The 18,929-nt window shown below is 34.0% G+C and carries 15 protein-coding genes; 7 read left to right on the top strand and 8 right to left on the bottom strand.

Features of this window, described 5'->3' with window-relative positions:
• Positions 1-2: 2 nt before the first annotated feature.
• From AYC65_RS04115 to AYC65_RS04100, 4 genes are read right to left on the bottom strand one after another with little or no spacing between them, the layout of a single operon-like run.
• Positions 3-794: a TerC family protein gene (locus tag AYC65_RS04115; RefSeq protein ID WP_034870185.1), complete on the bottom strand. Its 792-nt coding sequence runs from the start codon at positions 792-794 to the stop codon at positions 3-5.
• Positions 795-1,994, bottom strand: a complete 1,200-nt coding sequence (locus AYC65_RS04110; RefSeq protein WP_034870187.1) for a cation:dicarboxylate symporter family transporter — start codon at positions 1,992-1,994, stop codon at positions 795-797.
• Between the two features lie 49 nt (positions 1,995-2,043).
• Complete coding sequence (locus AYC65_RS04105; RefSeq protein ID WP_034870189.1) at positions 2,044-3,330, bottom strand: CitMHS family transporter; 1,287 nt, start codon at positions 3,328-3,330, stop codon at positions 2,044-2,046.
• A gap of 21 nt (positions 3,331-3,351) precedes the next feature.
• Positions 3,352-4,044, bottom strand: coding sequence for a DUF2490 domain-containing protein (locus AYC65_RS04100; protein ID WP_034870190.1), 693 nt, complete (start codon positions 4,042-4,044; stop codon positions 3,352-3,354).
• A 230-nt stretch (positions 4,045-4,274) separates the two neighbouring features.
• On the opposite strand from AYC65_RS04100, the gene AYC65_RS04095 reads away from it, so the two are divergent.
• A complete protein-coding gene (locus AYC65_RS04095; RefSeq protein WP_034870195.1) occupies positions 4,275-5,309 on the top strand; it encodes a sensor histidine kinase in 1,035 nt (344 codons plus the stop codon).
• Positions 5,302-6,003, top strand: a complete 702-nt coding sequence (locus AYC65_RS04090) for a LytR/AlgR family response regulator transcription factor (RefSeq protein WP_034870192.1) — start codon at positions 5,302-5,304, stop codon at positions 6,001-6,003. The genes AYC65_RS04095 and AYC65_RS04090 overlap by 8 nt, the downstream gene beginning before the upstream one ends.
• A 59-nt stretch (positions 6,004-6,062) precedes the next feature.
• On the opposite strand, the gene AYC65_RS04085 is transcribed toward AYC65_RS04090, so the two are convergent.
• The 4 genes from AYC65_RS04085 to AYC65_RS04070 form a co-directional block, all read right to left on the bottom strand.
• Positions 6,063-8,489: a TonB-dependent receptor domain-containing protein gene (locus AYC65_RS04085; RefSeq protein WP_034870193.1), complete on the bottom strand. Its 2,427-nt coding sequence runs from the start codon at positions 8,487-8,489 to the stop codon at positions 6,063-6,065.
• 67 nt (positions 8,490-8,556) lie between these two features.
• Positions 8,557-9,843: a sensor histidine kinase gene (locus AYC65_RS04080; RefSeq protein ID WP_059333836.1), complete on the bottom strand. Its 1,287-nt coding sequence runs from the start codon at positions 9,841-9,843 to the stop codon at positions 8,557-8,559.
• 7 nt (positions 9,844-9,850) lie between these two features.
• On the bottom strand, positions 9,851-10,534 hold the full coding sequence (locus AYC65_RS04075; protein ID WP_034868177.1) for a response regulator transcription factor: 684 nt from the start codon (positions 10,532-10,534) through the stop codon (positions 9,851-9,853).
• A gap of 165 nt (positions 10,535-10,699) precedes the next feature.
• Positions 10,700-12,082, bottom strand: a complete 1,383-nt coding sequence (locus AYC65_RS04070) for an MFS transporter (RefSeq protein WP_174561931.1) — start codon at positions 12,080-12,082, stop codon at positions 10,700-10,702.
• Positions 12,083-12,974: 892 nt separating this feature from the next.
• On the opposite strand from AYC65_RS04070, the gene AYC65_RS04065 reads away from it, so the two are divergent.
• The 5 genes from AYC65_RS04065 to AYC65_RS04045 all read left to right on the top strand — a co-directional run bounded on the left by AYC65_RS04065 (position 12,975) and on the right by AYC65_RS04045 (position 18,917).
• Positions 12,975-13,787, top strand: coding sequence for a M12 family metallopeptidase (locus AYC65_RS04065; protein ID WP_034868180.1), 813 nt, complete (start codon positions 12,975-12,977; stop codon positions 13,785-13,787).
• Positions 13,788-13,851: 64 nt separating this feature from the next.
• Positions 13,852-14,748 carry an omptin family outer membrane protease gene (locus tag AYC65_RS04060; RefSeq protein WP_234300242.1) on the top strand — a complete coding sequence of 299 codons (897 nt, stop codon included), beginning with the start codon at positions 13,852-13,854 and terminating at the stop codon, positions 14,746-14,748.
• A gap of 295 nt (positions 14,749-15,043) precedes the next feature.
• Entirely contained in the window at positions 15,044-16,183 is a 1,140-nt protein-coding gene (locus AYC65_RS04055) for a helix-turn-helix domain-containing protein (RefSeq protein ID WP_034868182.1), read from the top strand.
• A gap of 154 nt (positions 16,184-16,337) precedes the next feature.
• Entirely contained in the window at positions 16,338-17,396 is a 1,059-nt protein-coding gene (locus tag AYC65_RS04050) for a serine hydrolase domain-containing protein (protein ID WP_034868183.1), read from the top strand.
• Between the two features lie 54 nt (positions 17,397-17,450).
• On the top strand, positions 17,451-18,917 hold the full coding sequence (locus AYC65_RS04045) for a serine hydrolase domain-containing protein (protein ID WP_052114639.1): 1,467 nt from the start codon (positions 17,451-17,453) through the stop codon (positions 18,915-18,917).
• The last annotated feature ends 12 nt before the right edge of the window (positions 18,918-18,929 follow it).

Genomic DNA, 18,929 nt, shown 5'->3' with positions numbered 1-18,929 from the left:
AGTTATTTAGATCGTTTAGGGAATCCAAACAAATAACTGGTAATAATTGGAACTACAAATAAGAGAACCGTTGTTGCCGAAATCAGAACTTCCATTGTATGTCCGCTTAAAAACTCAGCCAACGATGTAGTTGGATAAAAATGCTCATACAATGACAATGTAAGCTTAACTCCTAAAATTGCAATAACAATAAAAGCAATGGTTTCTAAAAAAGGAAATTTTTGCATTAAACGCACAAACCACTGTGCGATAAATCTCATGGCTAAAATACCTATGAATACTCCTATGGTAACTAAAAGTAGATTTTTTGAAAATGCCACGGCCGCAAAAACATTATCTATGGAAAATGCCAGATCCATTACTTCTACCAGCGCTACAGTCGTCCAAAATTTCCCTAAAAGACCCACAGAATTTCTATACAGCCATCCGGATTCTTTAGGATGTTGCTCTTTCTCCTCCTCTTCTCCATCTGGATTTTTATTCTTTTTAATAAACCAGTCTAAAGCGATATAAATAAGGTATAAACCTCCCAATGGTTTTACCCACCATACAGAGATGAGTACTGAAGCAAAAACAAGCGCCAAACCACGAAATAAATATGCGCCCCATATACCATACTTAAGTGCTTTTTTTCTTTGTTTTTCTGGCAGATCCATCACCATTGTTGCCAAAACAGCTGCATTATCTATTGATAAAAGGCTTTCGATAAGAATTAAGTTGGCAATTATGATTGCTGATTTTGTTGGGTTTTGAAGAATCTCTTCAAAAAGAATAGAGAAATCGGAAAGTATCATTTATATATTAATGTGTTTTTGATTTATTTTCGAAATAACGGCACCTCCAATAGCAATCCCTATAAAATTGGTAACAGCTCTGGCCTCATTCATAAAACGGTCGACGCTATACAACAGGGCAATTTCTGACATCGGAATTTTTCCAAATCTGTCGAGTGTGAACACAAGAGCCAAAAAACCAGACCCAGGAACTCCTGATGCTGTTTTTGAAGCTATTGATACAACAGTAAACAACCAGATATAGTCTGTATAATCTAAATGAATGTTATACAATTGAACAAGAAATAAACAGGCAATTGAAAGATAAATACAGGCACCGGCAAGATTAAAATTATATCCAAGCGGAATAACAAAACGAAGAATTTTCCTGTTATAGCCTTGAGACTCCATCTTTTCAAAGATCATTGGAAAAGAAGTTTTTGATGAAGAAGTTGCCAAGACAAGCACGATTTCTTCTTTTATACTTATCAAAAAGTCCCAAAGATTAATTTTGAAGAGGTAAGATACTGTTCCTAATATCCCTATAATAAAAATAATACAAGCCAAATATACCGTCGCAACAAGTTTGCTCAATGGCAAAAGAGTATTGATTCCGTATACAGAAATACCATAAGCTATATTACAGAAAACAATAATGGGAAGAGTAAAATACAGATACTTTATTAGTTTATAAAATACCTCTCTGCTATTATCCAAAAACAGAAGAACTTTGTCTTTATTTTTAAAGAAATTAATAACTATACCTCCTGCAATTGATAACAGAAGCATCATCATATAGTTATTGACATACAGCAGCCTCCCGGAGCCAATTACAGGTGACCCTGAAACATATTTACCAACTGATGTAATATCGATTCCTGTATCAGCACCGGGTTTCAATAAAAATCCAAAACCAAAGCCCAGTGCAATACTTATTGTCGTAATCAGAAGAAAATAGCAAATCATTTGCATAATGACCCGAAATGCATTTTGAATACTGAAAACATAGCTGACTCCGTAAGTAATTGCAATAAAGATTACAGGCACTATCAGGAATTCCAGAATCAAAAAAAAGTAATAGCTTACAGTCCTTAATTTCTTTCCTATTTCCGGGAAATAATACCCCGTTAATGCTCCACAGATAATTGCAGCAAATACATATAAAGAAAGACTTCTTACATATGCGTCAGTAAAGGTTTTTTGTCGGGAAACAGAACTCATCAGAAAGTTACCATATTAAAGTATATAAGAATACAAAATTATCTAAAAACTAAATAATACCCAGAATCAATGCTCCCACAAGCATAACAATTGAAGATCCAATTGCCCACTTTAGTGTGAACTTCAGGTGATCCGAGAATTCAACACCTGCCAGAGAAACCAGCAAATAGGTAGAAGGAACTAACGGGCTCAGAAGGTGTGAAGCCTGCCCTACTAAACTCGCCCTGCCCAAAACATCAGGCGGAATTCCCAATTGGGTGCCTGTTGCCGTAATGATAGGTAATATGCCAAAATAGTAAGCATCATTGGTAAGAAAAAACGTCAGAGGAACACTACATACTGCCGTAATAACATTCAGAAAACCACCCCAGCTCTTTGGGATAATTTCGATCATGCTATTCCCCATCGCCTGCATAATACCTGTACCATTTAATATTCCTGTAAAAATTCCTGCTCCGAATATCATTCCCGCAACCGACAATGCATTGCCTGCATGTTTTGAAATTATTTTCTGCTGATCCTTCAGTTTGGGATAATTAATAATTGCTGCAATACAAAATGCAATCATAAATGCAATTCCTAAAGGAATAATATCGAGGATCATTACACAAAGAAGGATAACTGTAAGTATAAAGTTGATGATCAAAAGCTTGGGACGGCGAAGTGTATTGTCTTCATCTCCAACGATGTCCTGTTTGTTGTACTTGGTGTATTTTCCATATTGGCTTATTCTCTTTTTTTCTTTTGTCCCTAAAATGTAAGCAACAATAAAGACCCAGATAATCCCTATAACCATTACCGGAATCATAGGAACAAAGATTTCAGTATGACCAAGCTTCAGAGAACTCATCACACGGGCTGTAGGACCTCCCCAAGGGAGAATATTCATAATACCGCCAGCCAGCATAATAATGCAGGTAAGCACAAGGGGATTCATTCCCTGTTTTTTGTAGAGCGGAAGCATTGCTGCCACCACAATAATATAAGTAGAAGAGCCGTCTCCGTCCAAAGAAACCAATGTTGTAAGAAGAGCCGTCCCTATTGTAGTTTTCACAGGATTATCCCCTACAATTTTCAATATAAACTGCACAAGCGGCTCAAAAAGCCCCGTGTCAATCATTAAGCTAAAATATAAGATCGCAAAAATGAGCATTACCCCTGTAAGTGCAATTTCTTTTACACCTTCCTTCATCATCTTACCCAGTTCCGGACCGAAACCGGCTACCAAAGCAATAAGAACCGGCACCAGAACCAAAGCAGTAAGGGGTGTCATTTTTTTATTCATGATGAGCCCCATGAAAATAGCAATCATTAAAAAACCAAGAAATGTAAGCATAGCTATAAATTCGTTATGATGTTATTGTTTTTCTTTTTTTCTCCAGTCAAAATTGTTCCTGAACCCTAAGAATCCATAATTACTGGTTTTCCCCGTTTCCAGCTGGTTTATAAAAGCCAGTTCAATAGCAGAGTTTTTTCCTACCTTTATTCCAATCCCGGCAGTTATACGGTTACTGTCAAAAGGCTCATCTTTCACCATATTCATTCTTATCTCATTTTTCAGAATTCCATACAGCTTCTCCTTCTCTCCTTTCCTGTTAAAGGGGATCCTTATGGAAAGGAGATAACGGATTCTTACAATAAATTCATCAGGGTTATTCAGGAATCGTTCTTCCACACGAAACCTGTTGGAAATGGAAGTTCTTCCGATATTACTTTCCAGAGTTACCTGCTGGAAAGGTCTTTTCTCATAACGTATTCTTTTGGTATTATCAGAATTATAAGATTCCAGAACAAGGAACATTGCTCCGGCTGCAGGCTTTACTCCTTTTGCTACTTCATAATCGAGATATGCATTCAGCAGGAAGAGCCTTGTATCATATGCCAGGTCGAAAGAACGATACTGCGTAAGCGCTGTCAAAGTACTCTTATCCGATACCTGGGCCGTCATTAGATACTGAAACCACATATTATAGTTATCTCTGCTCTGGCCTTTTGAAAAACCGGCAAAAATAGTCATAACAATGAAGGTTAATATTAATTTAGTTTTCATGTAATATTTGGTTAACATTATAGTTTCTCAAATATATTTATTCGGAAAAGTGCTTCCGGAATTTTTCAATCAATGGCAATTTTTATCAACGAACAGCATTTTCAGTCGAAAAGATATTATATTTGGCAATCCCCAAAAAGGGAGATACAAAGATGTTTTTAATAGCCAACATAATTATAATATTACTGATTATAAGGATTTTATTTAATCCCAAAATTCTAAAATCACTTATGGAGTATCGCTGGAAGCTTTTACTAAAGTTTCAGCATATTTTTTTCTTTTTCGTCTTTACTTTAATGATCTTTTTCACCGAAAACTACTTCCTCAACATACCGGATCTTATTTGGAGTGTTATTTTAAATAGTATTTTTAATATTGGCGTTTATTACCTGGTATATTATTATTTGGTACCACATTTCTACCTTTCAAATAAATATCCGGAGTTTATTCTTTACGCACTTATATGCTTTTTAGTTTCCAGTCTTTTCAGAATTCTTTGGGAACCCGCTTTATTCAACATGAATTTCAATAATGAAGGCTCTCATATCAGTTTCTTGTATAATGTATATATCTACCAGGGAATTGTAATATTGGTGGCATCGTTCTTGGGAATTACCAAAGACAAGTTCTTAATCGAACAGGATGTTATCGATTTAGGAAAACAGAAAGACGAGCTGTATCTTAATTTATTAAAGTCAAAACTAAACCCTCATTTCTTACTGAATACACTTAATAATATCTATGCCAACAGCTTTACACCTTCTGTAGTAACCTCCAATTCTATTTTACAGCTTAGCAAGCTTTTGCAGTACATTATATACGACAGCAGTAAAGAAAAAATAAGTGTATTACAGGAGTTATCCTCTGTGGAAGCTCTTGCAGCGCTATACCAGTTAAAATATTACAATAGACTCAACCTTGTATTTGACATTCAGGATAAAGAAACGCTGGAACTTATAGAGATTCCACCCTCTCTTTTTCTTACTCTTTTTGAAAATGCCCTGAAGCATTCTGCAATAGGAGAAAATCCGGAAAGCTTCATAAGACTATCTTGTAAAACTGAAGATCTTGTTTTAGTTTTTGAAGTCATTAACTCCTTTGATAAAAACAAAAAATCACCCATTGATACAGGATACAACGGATTAGGTAATAAGGCTATTATTCGTATATTAGAAAAATACTATCCTGAGAAATTCAACTTTTCTTCGGATCAAGATGGTGATTTCCATTATAAAACTGTTTTAAAAATTAATTTAAATGAGTGACCTGACTGTCGTGAATATTGATGACGAATATCCTGCCCTGCAAATCATAAAACAATATTGCGGGCAAATGGAAGGCATTGATTTATTGAGATCTTTTCAGAATCCGCAAGAAGCATTAACATATCTTGAAGAGAACAAAGTTGACCTTATTATACTGGATATTAATATGCCCGGAATTAATGGCATTGAACTTCTGCAGCAGCTCTCCTACAAACCGCTTTGTATTTTCCTGACATTAGAAACCCAATATGCTGTAAAAGCATTTGAGCTGGATGTGGTCCATTACCTTGTAAAGCCTGTAGAATTTGAGACTTTTAACAAGGCCATCAATAAAGCAAAAGATTTTTTACAGTTTAAAAACCTCTCTAATAACAGTCCGCAGAAAGATTTCATTATGTTTAAATCCGATTATATAATGAATAAAGTTTTCTTAAAAGATATTCGATGGATTCAAGGTTTCGGGGAATACATCATTCTTATCACACCTTTAAAAAAATACATGATATTGGAAAGAATGACCAACTTCGAGGAAAAATTTAAAGACTTCGGATTTATAAGAATCCATAAATCCTATATTGTTTTATCTTCTTCCATTAGTTCTTATGACTCTAACAATGTTTACCTAAAGGACGGGCATAGTTTACCATTGGGCAGAACCTATAAGAGTACTTTAAAGAACATTTTTACAATATAATTAAACTATTTCCTTGGCAAATATTAAGAGTTCCCGCGGCTATATAATATAAGCTATGCTTAAAACTTATAACTGTACCCCAATCGTATCACCTGTGTTTCGTAATAGTCATCGCTTGTATATTTAAATCCGGAGCCTTGGATTTGTTTTTTAATCACCATTGTGTTCAGGAGATCTGTAGCATTCAAAAATATCTCCCCTTTTCCTTTCTGAACAGATTTTTTCATGCCCACATCTATTGAAAATCTCGATTTCATTTTTCCTTGTGGTATAATATCCGGAGCCAAATATATTGCTGTTAACTGAGCATCGAAACCGTTTGAAAACCTGAATGTATTATTAAACTTTACATTTCCTGAAACAGCAGTCTGTTTATCGGCTGAAAAAAAGACAGGCTGTGGATACAGATTCTCAACTGAAAATGCATCGATCTGGTTTCTGTATATATTCCCATTAACATTAAAAGAATATGCTTTCGAAACTTTCTGATTCCAAATCATTTCTAATCCCGAATTATAGCTTCGTCCTGCATTTTGGAATACTGCGTAGATTAAAGGACTGTCAGGCACAATACTCGAAATTCGGGTAATTGTTCCGTTCGCAAAACGATGGTATAAAGCTGAATACAGGTAACCATTATTCCAATTATATTTATGTCCTAATTCTATTGAGTTGGTAAACTGAGGTCTCAATCCGGGATTTCCTACTTTTATAATCTCTGCATCATCATATTTTGGGAAAATTCGGATGTCTACTTCATTGGGGCGGTCTACTCTTCTGTTGTAGAATATAGAAAGTTTATTATGATCATTTAGTTTGTACGCCAATCTCAAATTTGGAAAAGGTTGTGTATAATTATAACTGTCACTTTTATAAGTAGGATGATTCGGATTAACATCATACTGTATTTTCACATATTCCAGCCTCAGCCCAAGTTCCGCTTCCCATTTTGCATTTTCGAAAACATAATTTCCGTAAACAGCAGGAATCAATTCTTTATAGTTTGCCCATCCGCCTGCATTCACATCTAATACAGAATTAGCTCCCGGAATAAAATTCATATTGGTCGGAATACTTCTGTTTCTTAATTTAATTCCGGTTTCTATACGCCCGTATTTTAAGGGTTTTATATAATCTATATTAAAATCATAAACCTGTTCATCGGACAGCAATTTAAAAGCATCTGTTCCTTTTGAATTAGGCAAATAATTATCATAGAAATATTTCTCATCTTCCCGGTGGAATGTATAATTAAACCCTACATTTAATACATGTCCGGCTTCTTTGAATTTATGCTGATAAGAAGCAGTACCCATTACAGTAGTTTTCAATTCATCTTCTAAAAACTGCCAAAGACGCAGACGCTGAGAGAAATCTCCATTGAAAAAGGGCTGATCGCCACGGTCTATAATCTTTTCACTTCCATAAAGTCCGGAAATTGTAAGTGTGTTTTGGGAATCAATATTCCAGTCGACTCCTGCTTTTGTAGTCAGGTAATTCGTATTTCTGTTTCTTTTTAACTGGGAATTAATGATACTCCCGTTATCATAAGTTCTGGTTACAAATTCATTTTTATTAAGTGTCTGTGTGTATAGATTATCAACCTGCAGAAAGACGTTTATTTTATCTTTCCTGTAGTTTAATGACAGCGAAGGATTTATCTTTGGTGTAATCGTATACTGAGGTCTTATTGTAGGAAAGTTATCTTTTCTTATCCAGAACGAGCCTGTACCATAAGTAAATCCAATCTTTCCGTTCCAACCGTTTTGTTTATTTTTCTTCATGATAATATTAATGATCCCGGCATTTCCGTTTGCATCATATTTTGAAGACGGATTATTAATAATCTCGATTTTATCAATTGCAGAAGCAGGAATATTATCCAGCCCCGACTGACTCCCAAAACCGGTTAATGCAGTCTGTTTACCATCGATTAGCACTGTTACTTTATCGTTTCCACGAAGTTGTACTTTCCCATCCTGTACAGTAACACCCGGCAGATTCTGCATGCTTTGCAGAATGGAACCCCCGCTTTGGCTGATATTATCTGCAACAGAATAAGTCTTTTTATCAAGCTGATTGCTTATTTCATTCTTCTTTGAGGATGTTAAAACAACTTCTTCAATTTTGGTTTCTTTGTCGTCTTTAATTTGTTCAAGTTCTATAGACGGAATTTCAAGAAATTCTGAAAGACTGCCTATAAAGACAGATTGTGTATAAGGCCTATATCCCGAAATAGAAGTTTCTAAATAGTAATTATCTGGCTTTATTCCTGCTATCGAAAACCGTCCTTCTTCGTTGGTAATGGTTCCGGATACAAATTTCTTTTCTTTCACAGTCTTTAGGGTAACTGTGGTATAAGGCAACACGGTTTTATTCTTACTGGTTACAATTCCCGATATTGTTACAGAAGATATCTGTGCAAACAAGAAATTGACAAATACTAATGAAAGAAATAATGAGAAAACTAAAATCTTTTTTTGCATGAATTTGTATCTTTAAGATTAATCGATGGTACAAATTTGCAATCCGATTTAGAAGAAATTTAGAATTCTATAGGTTTACAGAAAAAATATGCTGATTATTTTCAAATCTGTAATTAACCTTCCAGCCGTGAAATGTACATATCTCTTTTATAATTGCCAGACCTAAACCACTGCCTCCTTTATGGGATGATAATGTTGAAAATCTTTTAAATAATAAATTTGTGTTCAATTTTTCCGTTCCGGAATTCGATATTTCAAATAGAGATCGGGTAAGCTTTACAGAAATTAAACCTCCAACCAGAGTATGCCGAATGGTATTTAAAATAAGGTTATTAATCAGGATTTCGGTCAGACTACTGTTTCCCTGTACTCTTACGTCTTCATGAATATTCTCCTGTATTGCAATACTCTTTTGCTCAAAATGTTCTTGTAAAACATCTATACTTTGATGAAGTAATGTATCAAATGGAATCGTTTCGGTATTATCGAATTGGTTATTTTCTATTTTCGCAAGCAGTAAAAGATTCTTATTGATTCTGGAACTTCTCAATAAGGCATTATTCATTTCCTCAGTAATCTGATATTGTCCTTCCGTAAGGTCTTTACTCTGCTGCAGAATATCCAGTTTATTTTTCAGAATTGCCAATGGTGTTTGTAATTCATGTGAAGCATTTTCAGTAAATTCTTTCTGAGTTTTATAAACTGAAATATTATGCTCTATCAGCTTGCTTAATGAGCTATTCAGTTCTTCAAACTCCAAAATATCTGTCCGGTTGAATTCTATTTTGGTCTGGTGGTTCAGGTTAAAACTTTTTAACTTATCCAATGTATTCCGAAAAGGCTTCCATACAGAGTTAGAAAGTTTTCTGTTGATCAATAAAAAACCTAGGACAATAGTAATAAAGAAAAAAAATGTAGTAATTGCAATTACTACAATTGTTTCCTGGGATTCTTCAATATTGGTCTGTACTGTAAAACGGAAAGGTTTGTTGTTGACATAAATAATTGTGGAAAGCGCTCTGAAACGGTCAATATCTATTTCTTTAGTATATGGCTTTTGTTTCTCATAGGTAAAAATGCTATCCTTTAGTTTATCATGATCTCTGATATTCTGAATATTTGTTCCGGGCTGAATATCGTTCCAGAGTTTTATACTTTCGGATAATTTTTGGTCTGTCAGGTTTAGCTTGTTAAGCTCATAAGCGGTCTTTTCTGCAGTAATTTTATTATGCTCATCCAGCTCAGCTTTCCATATTGTATCTACCACCCAATAATAAACAGGAACACTAATGATTAATACAAAAAGTACATACATTAGAAAAGGCTTGGTTATTTTACTTAACAATGGCTTCATAGATATACTATTTAGAATTTTCTTCCCATTTATACCCAGTTCCATAAACTGTTTTTAAATATTGATTGCAGCCGGCATCATATAATTTCTTTTTCAGATTTTTTACATGAGCATACACAAAATCATGATTATCCAGCATATCTGCAAAGTCTCCGGAAAGATGCTCTGCTAAAGTACTTTTCGAAATCACTCTGTTTTTGTTTCCTACAAAATAGATAAGTAAATCAAATTCTTTTTTGGTAAGTATAATTGTTTGATCATTTACAAATACTGTTTTTGCCAAAAGATCAATCTGCAGTTCATTTTGTATTATAACATTTGAATTGCTGAATTGCTTTCTGCGGATAAGAGAATAAATTCTGGCCATTAATTCTGAGAGATGGAATGGTTTTGTAAGATAATCGTCTGCACCAAGATGTAGTCCTTTTATTTTATCATCCAAAGCATTTTTAGCAGAAATAATAATGACTCCGTCCTGCTTATTTTGTTTTTTTAATTCTTCTAGTATAGTAAGACCATTTCCGTCGGGCAGTGTAATATCCAATAGAATACAGTCGTAATGAAAGTTCTCTATTTTTTGCATTGCTTCTTTAAATGTAGGCGCAAATTCACATAAATAACTCTCTTCCGAAAGATATTCGGCTATACTTTTAGCCAGTTCCGTTTCGTCCTCTATTATTAGTAGCTTCATTTTACAAATCTATAGATTCAATTCTGAATTAATTTTGAATTAAAATAGAAATAAAATTTTATTTATGACGTACATGATGATTAATGTTATAACAAAAAAGACCACTGTTCAGTGGTCTCTTTTCATCCTTTTGTTATGATACAAAGCTTGAATCCTCCGCAAGAATTATGCTCTGGAAAATATTTTCACCTGCTTGGTACTCATCAGTATGCTATAGAACAACATCCCCGTTGCTAAAAGAGCGTAACATACCAGAATAAATATATTTAAAGCTCCTACTGCATATTCTGAAGAAAAAAACTGGCTTATAAGGGTCAGAAATGATAATCCTAATCCGGCTCCTAAGAAATAACTTGTAGTTCCTAAACTAGATGCTACTCCATAATTAGCTGGTTCCACATCCTTAATTCCCAGTACCGATAAAGCGGTAAAACAAAAAGTCATTCCTATTCCCGAAATGCAGGCTGCCCCCATCAATACAAATACCAAAGGATGTCCGGTAAAAACAGAAACCAATAAAAGCAATGCTCCTGTAAGCATAAATATCCACCCTAAAGCTCCCATTCGAAAGGAATTTAATCGCTTTGATATATAAGGCAGAATATATTTAGCAACCAATGCAGACAATATACTAAAGGGAACAAGCATTAATCCCGAAGATGCGGCATCATGACCCATATCTTTCTGCAACATTAATGAAATAAGAAACAAGAAACCTATGAAAAATGCACCTAATAGAAAAAATGCGAGATTAGAGATCACCAATGATTTGTGTCTGAATATCTGCAGATTTACTAATGGATAAGAAACAGTTCTCAATCTATAGATTACAAATTTTAAGAGTACCACAGGAAGCATTAAAGAAGCTATAATGATTACAGGATTTTCTTTAATATGTGCCAATTCATGTACACCATATGTTAAACTTAAAAATCCTAACACAATAAATACAGCAGAGATCATATCTGTTTTAGCAGCTTTATCCGGTTTATCTGCTGGCAAATAATAATATGCAGCAACTAATGTTACAAGAAGAATGGGAACATTAATCAAAAAGACCCAATGCCAGCTTAGATAGGTACTTATAATCCCGCCAATAGACAGTCCGCTTCCCGAACCTATTGCAGCAAAAGAACCAAAAATTGCCATAGCCCTGTTCCGTTCCTGTTCTGCCAGAAAAGTATTTGTTACAATTGATACGGCTGAAGGCATTATAAAAGCTGCACCCAGCCCCTGCAACGCACGGAATATTGCCAGCACCTCAAAACTTGTAGACAATCCGGCTCCTAATGATGCCAGCATAAAAGTAAACGCCCCAAATAAAAATACCTTCTTTCTTCCTAACTGATCCGAAAGTTTTCCGCCAATAATAAGAAATCCTCCAAAGAAAAGAACATAAAATGTCTGCAGCCATTGTGCTGTCTCGGATGTGATATGGAACTGTTCCTGAATAGAAGGAATCGCCAGATTGATTACTGCAATATCCAATGCTTCTACAAAAGTTCCTATTGAAGCTAAAATTAGTATTATTTTTTTTCTCCTGTCCATCATACTTTAATTCAATAATTCTAAGTAATAGCCTTTGACCAAAATACAAGTTCTTTACCACATAGTGCCAGTTAGAATCAAACAAAGCACTATATAACAATTACTTACAATACAAAAAGCTATTTCAACGCTGCAAAAATCAAAATAAAAAACATTTAGAAAAAGGACATTTGTCCCAACTATGATAAAATTTATACGTAATTGGTCAACTTATGCTACCCTTTTGTTGATGTTTTTCAGGTAATTAGAAAAAAAAAAAACAGAAATATTTACATTTTTTAAATCTTCTCCAACACGCTATAAATCTAGGTTTATCTCCTATTTCAATTGCATATTCATTATTCATTTGCACATAAAAACAATATTTTCTTTTGGATTTGATATAAATTTGTATATTAGCGTCATGATATGATAAAAATTGTATCATAAAACCAAATCACGCTTAATTAATTATTATGAAAAAAACATCCATTCCTCTATTGATGGTAGAGATACTATCATACACACCTCCCAATTTGTGTGTATAGAGAAAAAGCACTTCAATTTCAGAAATCAATCAGTACAGAACCTTAGCATGAACGCTCCTAAATTGGAATTGTTATATAGCTATTCGGCAACAGCTCGATTTTATCATCTGTTTCAAATAAGGATTTTATACTGATTTGTACATTCTGAAATAATTAACTACGATTTTTTTACAGAAACAAGGTATTATTATATAACAGTTTAATATGATATTTATTAATCTTATTATATACAAAATTGATAGAAATAGTAGTTAATAAAGATTATGCTGTAAACAAAGCCGAACTGTAAATTGTCTAAAAACATGATTGACATATTTTATCAGTAATGTCAGAAGAATTATAAACCAAATTTAACACTAAATATTATGGAATTACACAAGAAGATCCTACTTGGATCATTTATCTCAGTTGCATTGGTATCATGTAATACCAGCGATAATGTGGACGAAAGTACTCCACAAGGATTAACAGAATTGAAAGCTGTACCACAGGCAGATATCCCTGCTGGCTTTGAAAACACACACATGTGTAAAGATGTTTATCTTCCAGGAACTGATCCAAGAGGAGCTGTTATTAAAAGTACAAAATGGCCAAATGGCAGCGTTATCACTGTAAGTCTGAACGGTGGAACAGCCAAAGTTCGCAGCAAAGTAATGCAATATGCTAATGAATGGTCTAAGTATGCTAACATCACCTTTAAATTTATTACTAGCGGAACAGCACAAATTCGGGTTACTTTTACACAGGGAGCAGGATCTTATTCCTATTTAGGAACACAGGCCCTTAACCGTCCTTCTAACTCTGAAACAATGAACTTCGGTTGGTTTGATGATTCAACAACTGACACAGAATTCAGCAGAACAACTATTCATGAATTTGGACATGCTCTAGGTATGATACACGAGCACCAGCACCCTTTAGCTAATATCCCATGGGATAAAGAAAAAGTGTATACCTATTATGGAGGTTATCCTAACTATTGGTCAAGAGCACAGGTAGATAGTAACTTGTTTGCAAAATATTCTACTACACAAACGCAATATAGTGCTTATGACACACAATCTATCATGCATTATAGCATTAGTAGCAGCCTGACAACAAACGGATTCAGCGTTGGCAGCAATACTGTTCTGTCTTCTACTGATAAGCAGTTTATCGGATCAGTATATCCAAAATAATAACTACATTAATTAAACAATTGTCTACCCTGATTACACAGGGTAGACTTATTTATATATGATTATGAATAAATGGTCTCTTCTGCTATTTCTTGGTTTTTTCTCCTCTTTGGCAAACGCACAGGGGAAAGAACGTAAGTCTTACATTATGCCATATGTTGGCTGGAATCAGGAAAAACTCAACTGGAATATTGCCGGCAATGAAAATGGTCAATACCCGAATGTATTATCTGAATTAAAATGGCAACAGCTACGTGGCTCGGAAATGGGAATTATTTCCGCTGTATCAATTTCATCAAGATTTCAGGTAAAATGGGACTTTAGTTATCAGGCTATTACCTCGGGAAAAGTAAATGATACAGATTATGCAGGTGATAACAGAGCGCTTAAAACTGCAGAATTCAATTTAGAAGCCGATAAAGGTTATACAATTAAAACCCGTCTGGAATTATCCTACCTTCTATGGTCTAACCAAACATTCTCTTTTAGCCCACATGCAGGGTATTTTGGAAGTTACCAGAAGCTTTATATGCTGGACGGTGATGCTCCGCTTATTCCCGGAAAAGAACTAAGAAGTACATATAAACCTCAATGGCATGGTGCTGTCCTTGGTTTAGAAACAAATTTCAAAAAGGAAAATTGGAATGTTAATCTCGACATCAGTGGTATGTATTTCCCCCAATATTCAGCTACTGCAGATTGGAATCTTCGAGAGGAACTTAGAAGACCTGTCAGCTTCGAGCACAGATCCAAAGGAACAGGTTGGGATGCAGGACTGCGTATTGGATATCAGCTAGGCCAACGTATTCAGCCTTTTGTATCTGCAAGATATACACAGATAGAAGCAGGAAAAGGAACAGATAAATTATATATGGCAAACGGGGATATTTACAAAAGCCGGCTGAATGAAGTCAATTCTACCAGCATCAGTTTTGGCATAGGTGTTAAAATACTATTTTAAGATACAAACGCTATATAAGTAAAAAAGACCACTTTTCTGTGGTTTTTTTATTTTAAATGAGGACGAGAAGAACTGACCTATCAACCTCCAGAACTGCAATCAATGGTATACTTCTCATAAAATCACCCTCACTTATTATACTAGTTAATTAATAAATAGCTGTACTTTTTTCTATGTATAATAAAAATCTATATAATGTCGATCTAATCTTTATATTTGCACATATTGGATTTTAAATACCAATAAACAAGAAGATTTATAAAAAAAATTAACAATAAACAAAGAATACTAAATAATGGATAAAATTAATTTATTAATTATTGTAACTATAATCTCTTTGTTCATTTCATTCTTTCTTGCGTTCTTCTTGGTCACGGTAAAAACAAAATACAAAACAAGTAATTATCTTTTTGCTGCTTTTCTATTGATAAATGCATTAGATCTTAGTCATCCTTTATTCGATTTAATAGCTGATGGCCCTTCAAATTTTGGAATGTTCAGAACTACATTTGCTTTCTTACAGATTCCTGTTTTCTATCTTTATGTAGTATCAGTCTGTTATGCTGATTTTAGGCTTAAACCTAAATATCTATTACATCTACTTCCATTTTTAATTGTGAATGTAGTTTTACTGCCTCGTTTTTATATGGTAGATCCTACCTCTAAAATTAATTTTATTCTCAATCGTCAAAGTAGGATTGAATTACAATTCACGCACTTTTTTATTCTTATTCAGATAGTTGTATATCTTATTGCTGTTTTTAGGGTATTAAGAAAAACAAAAAAGCTATATCTGGAAAATTATGCCGGAGCCAATATTAATTCCTACAATTGGCTGTTTCAGTTTACGAGCATTCTGACTTTTCTATATTTAATGGCCATTTTAAAAAATGCTTTTAAATTTTCTGATTACCCTTATATCTCTGAATGGATAAAAATTGTAATCTTGGTATTTCAACTGTTTATCATTTGCTGGTACCTATTCAAAGCATTAAGCAACCCGGGCTTATTTAGAAATGTTGATTCCAAACTAAAACTTGTTTCTGAGATTGTTTCAGAAGAGAAAAACAGTAAGCCATCAGGAGCACATGAAAATGAACATAATGAAGAGCTTTTGAAACTAAAGGAATATATGGCCGAAGAAAAGCCTTTTCTGAACTCTTCACTGACGATTCAGGATGTTTCTCGTGAAATTAAAATTCCTGTCCGGGAATTATCTCTTTTAATCAATCATCAATTAGGGCAACATTTTTATGATTTTGTGAATGCCTATAGGATAGAAAGTGCTATGGGTATTCTAAAAGACACGACAAAAAATAAGGTAACTATCCTTGAAATCTTATACGAAGTTGGTTTTAATTCAAAATCTTCTTTTAATACTGCTTTTAAAAAGCATACCGGCAACACACCAACCAACTACCGTAAATCACTATAAAATAGATACTTGTAATTACTCGTACTCTTTTTTGTAAAGATTCGCACTCATTTTTTAACACAAATTAGACCGATTGCATTTACTCGGTCGTATAGCTTCAACGTCTTCTACATCTTTGTATCGAAATAAATTTTTAACATCAAAATACGGTACAATGAAAACTTCATCAAAATTTTTAGCAGCACTTTTATTCATAAGCAGTTTTTCTTTCGGACAAAACATTTCCAAAAAGATTGATTCTATAATAAGTGATAATTACAAAAAAAATCCGGAAGTAGGAATTAGCGTTGGCTTTATCAATAATAACGAAGAGCATTATATAAGTTATGGTAATTTGAATGCGGAAAGTCAGGTTCAAATCAATAAAAACTCCTTATTTGAAATTGCGTCAATTACTAAAATCTTGACCTCAAATTTAATTGCTCAGGCAGTTCTGGATCATAAAATAAAGTTAGATGATTACATAGACGGGTTCCTTCCTAAAGAATATATATTACACCAGAATCTTAGAAATAAAATTAAAATTTCGGATCTGGCATCACATCAGTCAGGTTTACCTGATATAGATTTTGCAAAATTGATAGAACAGGATCCGCAACAGCCTGTGAATAATGTAACAGCACAGACTTTAGCCACTATAATCAATAATTGTAGCGAACTAAAGGATTATGGTAAATATCGTTATTCTACGATTGGATATACTCTATTAGGACAGATAGTGGAAAAAGTATATGGTAAGACTTATGATGAGATCATCAGAGCCAAAATAATAAAACCATTACAGATGACTAATACATTAACCAAAGATTTTAATGTAAAAAACAGAACAACTGCCCATAATCCAGATGGAGGCATTCAGGAGTTTTTCAAATGGAATATTACAGCACCAGCAGGATTGGTAAAATCTACGGCTTCCGATATGGTTAGATTCTTAAAAGCAGTCCTTAATAAACAAACGACAATAGGTAAGGCAGCTATCATCATGGAAAGAGTTGTGTACAAAGATGAAAAAAGGGAAATGGGACTAGGGCTCAACATCGTAACAGATGATAAAAACACAATTTATATGAAATCAGGAGATTCTATGGGTCAGTCTTCAATCATCTGTTACAATAGGGATAAAAAATGGGGAATTATTATACTCCTTGACCAGAGAAATTCAAAAATGAGACAAGATCTGTTGAATAAAATTTATGATACGGTCCTGAAATAAATAATACCGCAAATAAAACAGCCTGAAAGCCATTTTAACTATAAAAATTATACAATGAAAAACACTTTATATCTGTTAATAGCTACACTTATAATATTGAGTTGCCGTACGAACAATAATATATTGACCTCAAAAAGGAATTATAATTTTCTTACAGATAGCTTAAAGATTAATCAACAGTTAGAAAAGTATAAACTTCCCGGGTTCAGTCTTGTTGTTTTTGAAAATTATAAGATTGTCTATTCCAATCAATTTGGATTGAAATCTGTAAATTCTAAAGAAAAAATAGATGAAAATACCGCTTTTTCAACAGCATCAATTTCAAAACCTATTACTGCACTTCTTTGCCATATCCTTGAAGAGAAAGGCTTTATTAACCTGAATACCCCAATAGATAAGTACCTAAAACGCTGGCATCTGCCGAAAAGCAAATTTACGGAGAATAATAGCCCTACCTGGAAGCAGTTTTTGAATCATACTGCTGGTACCAGCCAAGGTGGATTTGAAGATCATTATGAAGGAGATACAATTCCAACCATCACGCAGAGTCTTTTAGGGCAGATACCAAGATATGATAAGGAAATTGAATTCCTTTTCACACCAGGAACCAATTTTGAATATAGTGGTGGTGGCTATGTAATTATCCAAATGGCATTGGAAGACACTCTGAATAAATCTATTGCGGAGCTTGCACAAGAATATATTTTTTCTCCACTTGGCATGAAAAACACCACAATGGTACAGCCTAATGAAAAAGGATTTCTAACAAATGTGGCACTGGTTCACGATAAAGATGGAAAAGTGATCAGAACAGGACTGCCAATAACGCCACAAGTGGGAGCTTCCGGAATGTGGTCGACACCTACAGATCTGGCCAAACTTTCTATCGAAATACAAAATGCTTTACGTAATAAAAATAACAAAGTGATTTCTCATCAGACAGCTAAAAAAGTAACCGAGGTAACGGCTTTTAAAAATGCGGTTGGAGGCTGGAGCTACGGATGGCAAAAGTCTTTTGGTTATAGTAACTATGATTGGTTTTCATGTAATGGTTCTAATACCGGAGTTGGAGGTAATGTTCTGGCTACTATGACTGATGGTAATGGTATGGTATATCTTGCCAATGGTGAAAAACCAAATCGTTTTCCTGTAATGAATCAAACCAGAAGAAAGGTTCTTACGTTGATGAACTGGAACAAAACAACTAATGAGAACACTCAGGAAATACCATTAAGTATAAAAAAGCAACTCATCGGGACTTATGATGATTTCTTATATGGACAGGGAATGGAAACCAAAATAGTAGAAAAGAATAATCGTCTTTATGTTGAATCTATGCTTTTGGATTTTTTTAAAGGAAAGAATGATAGCGAACTGTTGTATCTCAAAAATGGATTGTTCAAAATTGTAGATTATCCAAACCTACTGAAATTCGATTTCAGCAATGGAAAATTGAATTCAGTTACCCAAAAAAGAGATACTTTGGAAACCAAAATTATGCTTAGTAATAAAGATAAATAATAACTGACTCCC

The organism is Elizabethkingia bruuniana (genome assembly GCF_002024805.1).
GTDB classification, from domain to species: Bacteria; Bacteroidota; Bacteroidia; order Flavobacteriales; family Weeksellaceae; genus Elizabethkingia; species Elizabethkingia bruuniana.
The sequence above is the reverse complement of the archived record's forward strand: the minus strand, read 5'-3'. Positions and strand labels throughout refer to the sequence as shown.

Bases quoted from the DNA above. Each gene is read 5' to 3' on its own strand.
- AYC65_RS04105 (WP_034870189.1), bottom strand. From the start codon at position 3,330: ATGCTTACATTTCTTGGTTTTTTAATGATTGCTATTTTCATGGGGCTC.
- AYC65_RS04080 (WP_059333836.1), bottom strand. From the start codon at position 9,843: ATGAAGCCATTGTTAAGTAAAATAACCAAGCCTTTTCTAATGTATGTA.
- AYC65_RS04115 (WP_034870185.1), bottom strand. From the start codon at position 794: ATGATACTTTCCGATTTCTCTATTCTTTTTGAAGAGATTCTTCAAAAC.
- AYC65_RS04070 (WP_174561931.1), bottom strand. From the start codon at position 12,082: ATGGACAGGAGAAAAAAAATAATACTAATTTTAGCTTCAATAGGAACT.
- AYC65_RS04085 (WP_034870193.1), bottom strand. From the start codon at position 8,489: ATGCAAAAAAAGATTTTAGTTTTCTCATTATTTCTTTCATTAGTATTT.
- AYC65_RS04050 (WP_034868183.1), top strand. From the start codon at position 16,338: ATGAAAACTTCATCAAAATTTTTAGCAGCACTTTTATTCATAAGCAGT.
- AYC65_RS04090 (WP_034870192.1), top strand. From the start codon at position 5,302: ATGAGTGACCTGACTGTCGTGAATATTGATGACGAATATCCTGCCCTG.
- AYC65_RS04060 (WP_234300242.1), top strand. From the start codon at position 13,852: ATGAATAAATGGTCTCTTCTGCTATTTCTTGGTTTTTTCTCCTCTTTG.
- AYC65_RS04100 (WP_034870190.1), bottom strand. From the start codon at position 4,044: ATGAAAACTAAATTAATATTAACCTTCATTGTTATGACTATTTTTGCC.
- AYC65_RS04075 (WP_034868177.1), bottom strand. From the start codon at position 10,534: ATGAAGCTACTAATAATAGAGGACGAAACGGAACTGGCTAAAAGTATA.
- AYC65_RS04055 (WP_034868182.1), top strand. From the start codon at position 15,044: ATGGATAAAATTAATTTATTAATTATTGTAACTATAATCTCTTTGTTC.
- AYC65_RS04065 (WP_034868180.1), top strand. From the start codon at position 12,975: ATGGAATTACACAAGAAGATCCTACTTGGATCATTTATCTCAGTTGCA.
- AYC65_RS04110 (WP_034870187.1), bottom strand. From the start codon at position 1,994: ATGAGTTCTGTTTCCCGACAAAAAACCTTTACTGACGCATATGTAAGA.
- AYC65_RS04045 (WP_052114639.1), top strand. From the start codon at position 17,451: ATGAAAAACACTTTATATCTGTTAATAGCTACACTTATAATATTGAGT.
- AYC65_RS04095 (WP_034870195.1), top strand. From the start codon at position 4,275: ATGGAGTATCGCTGGAAGCTTTTACTAAAGTTTCAGCATATTTTTTTC.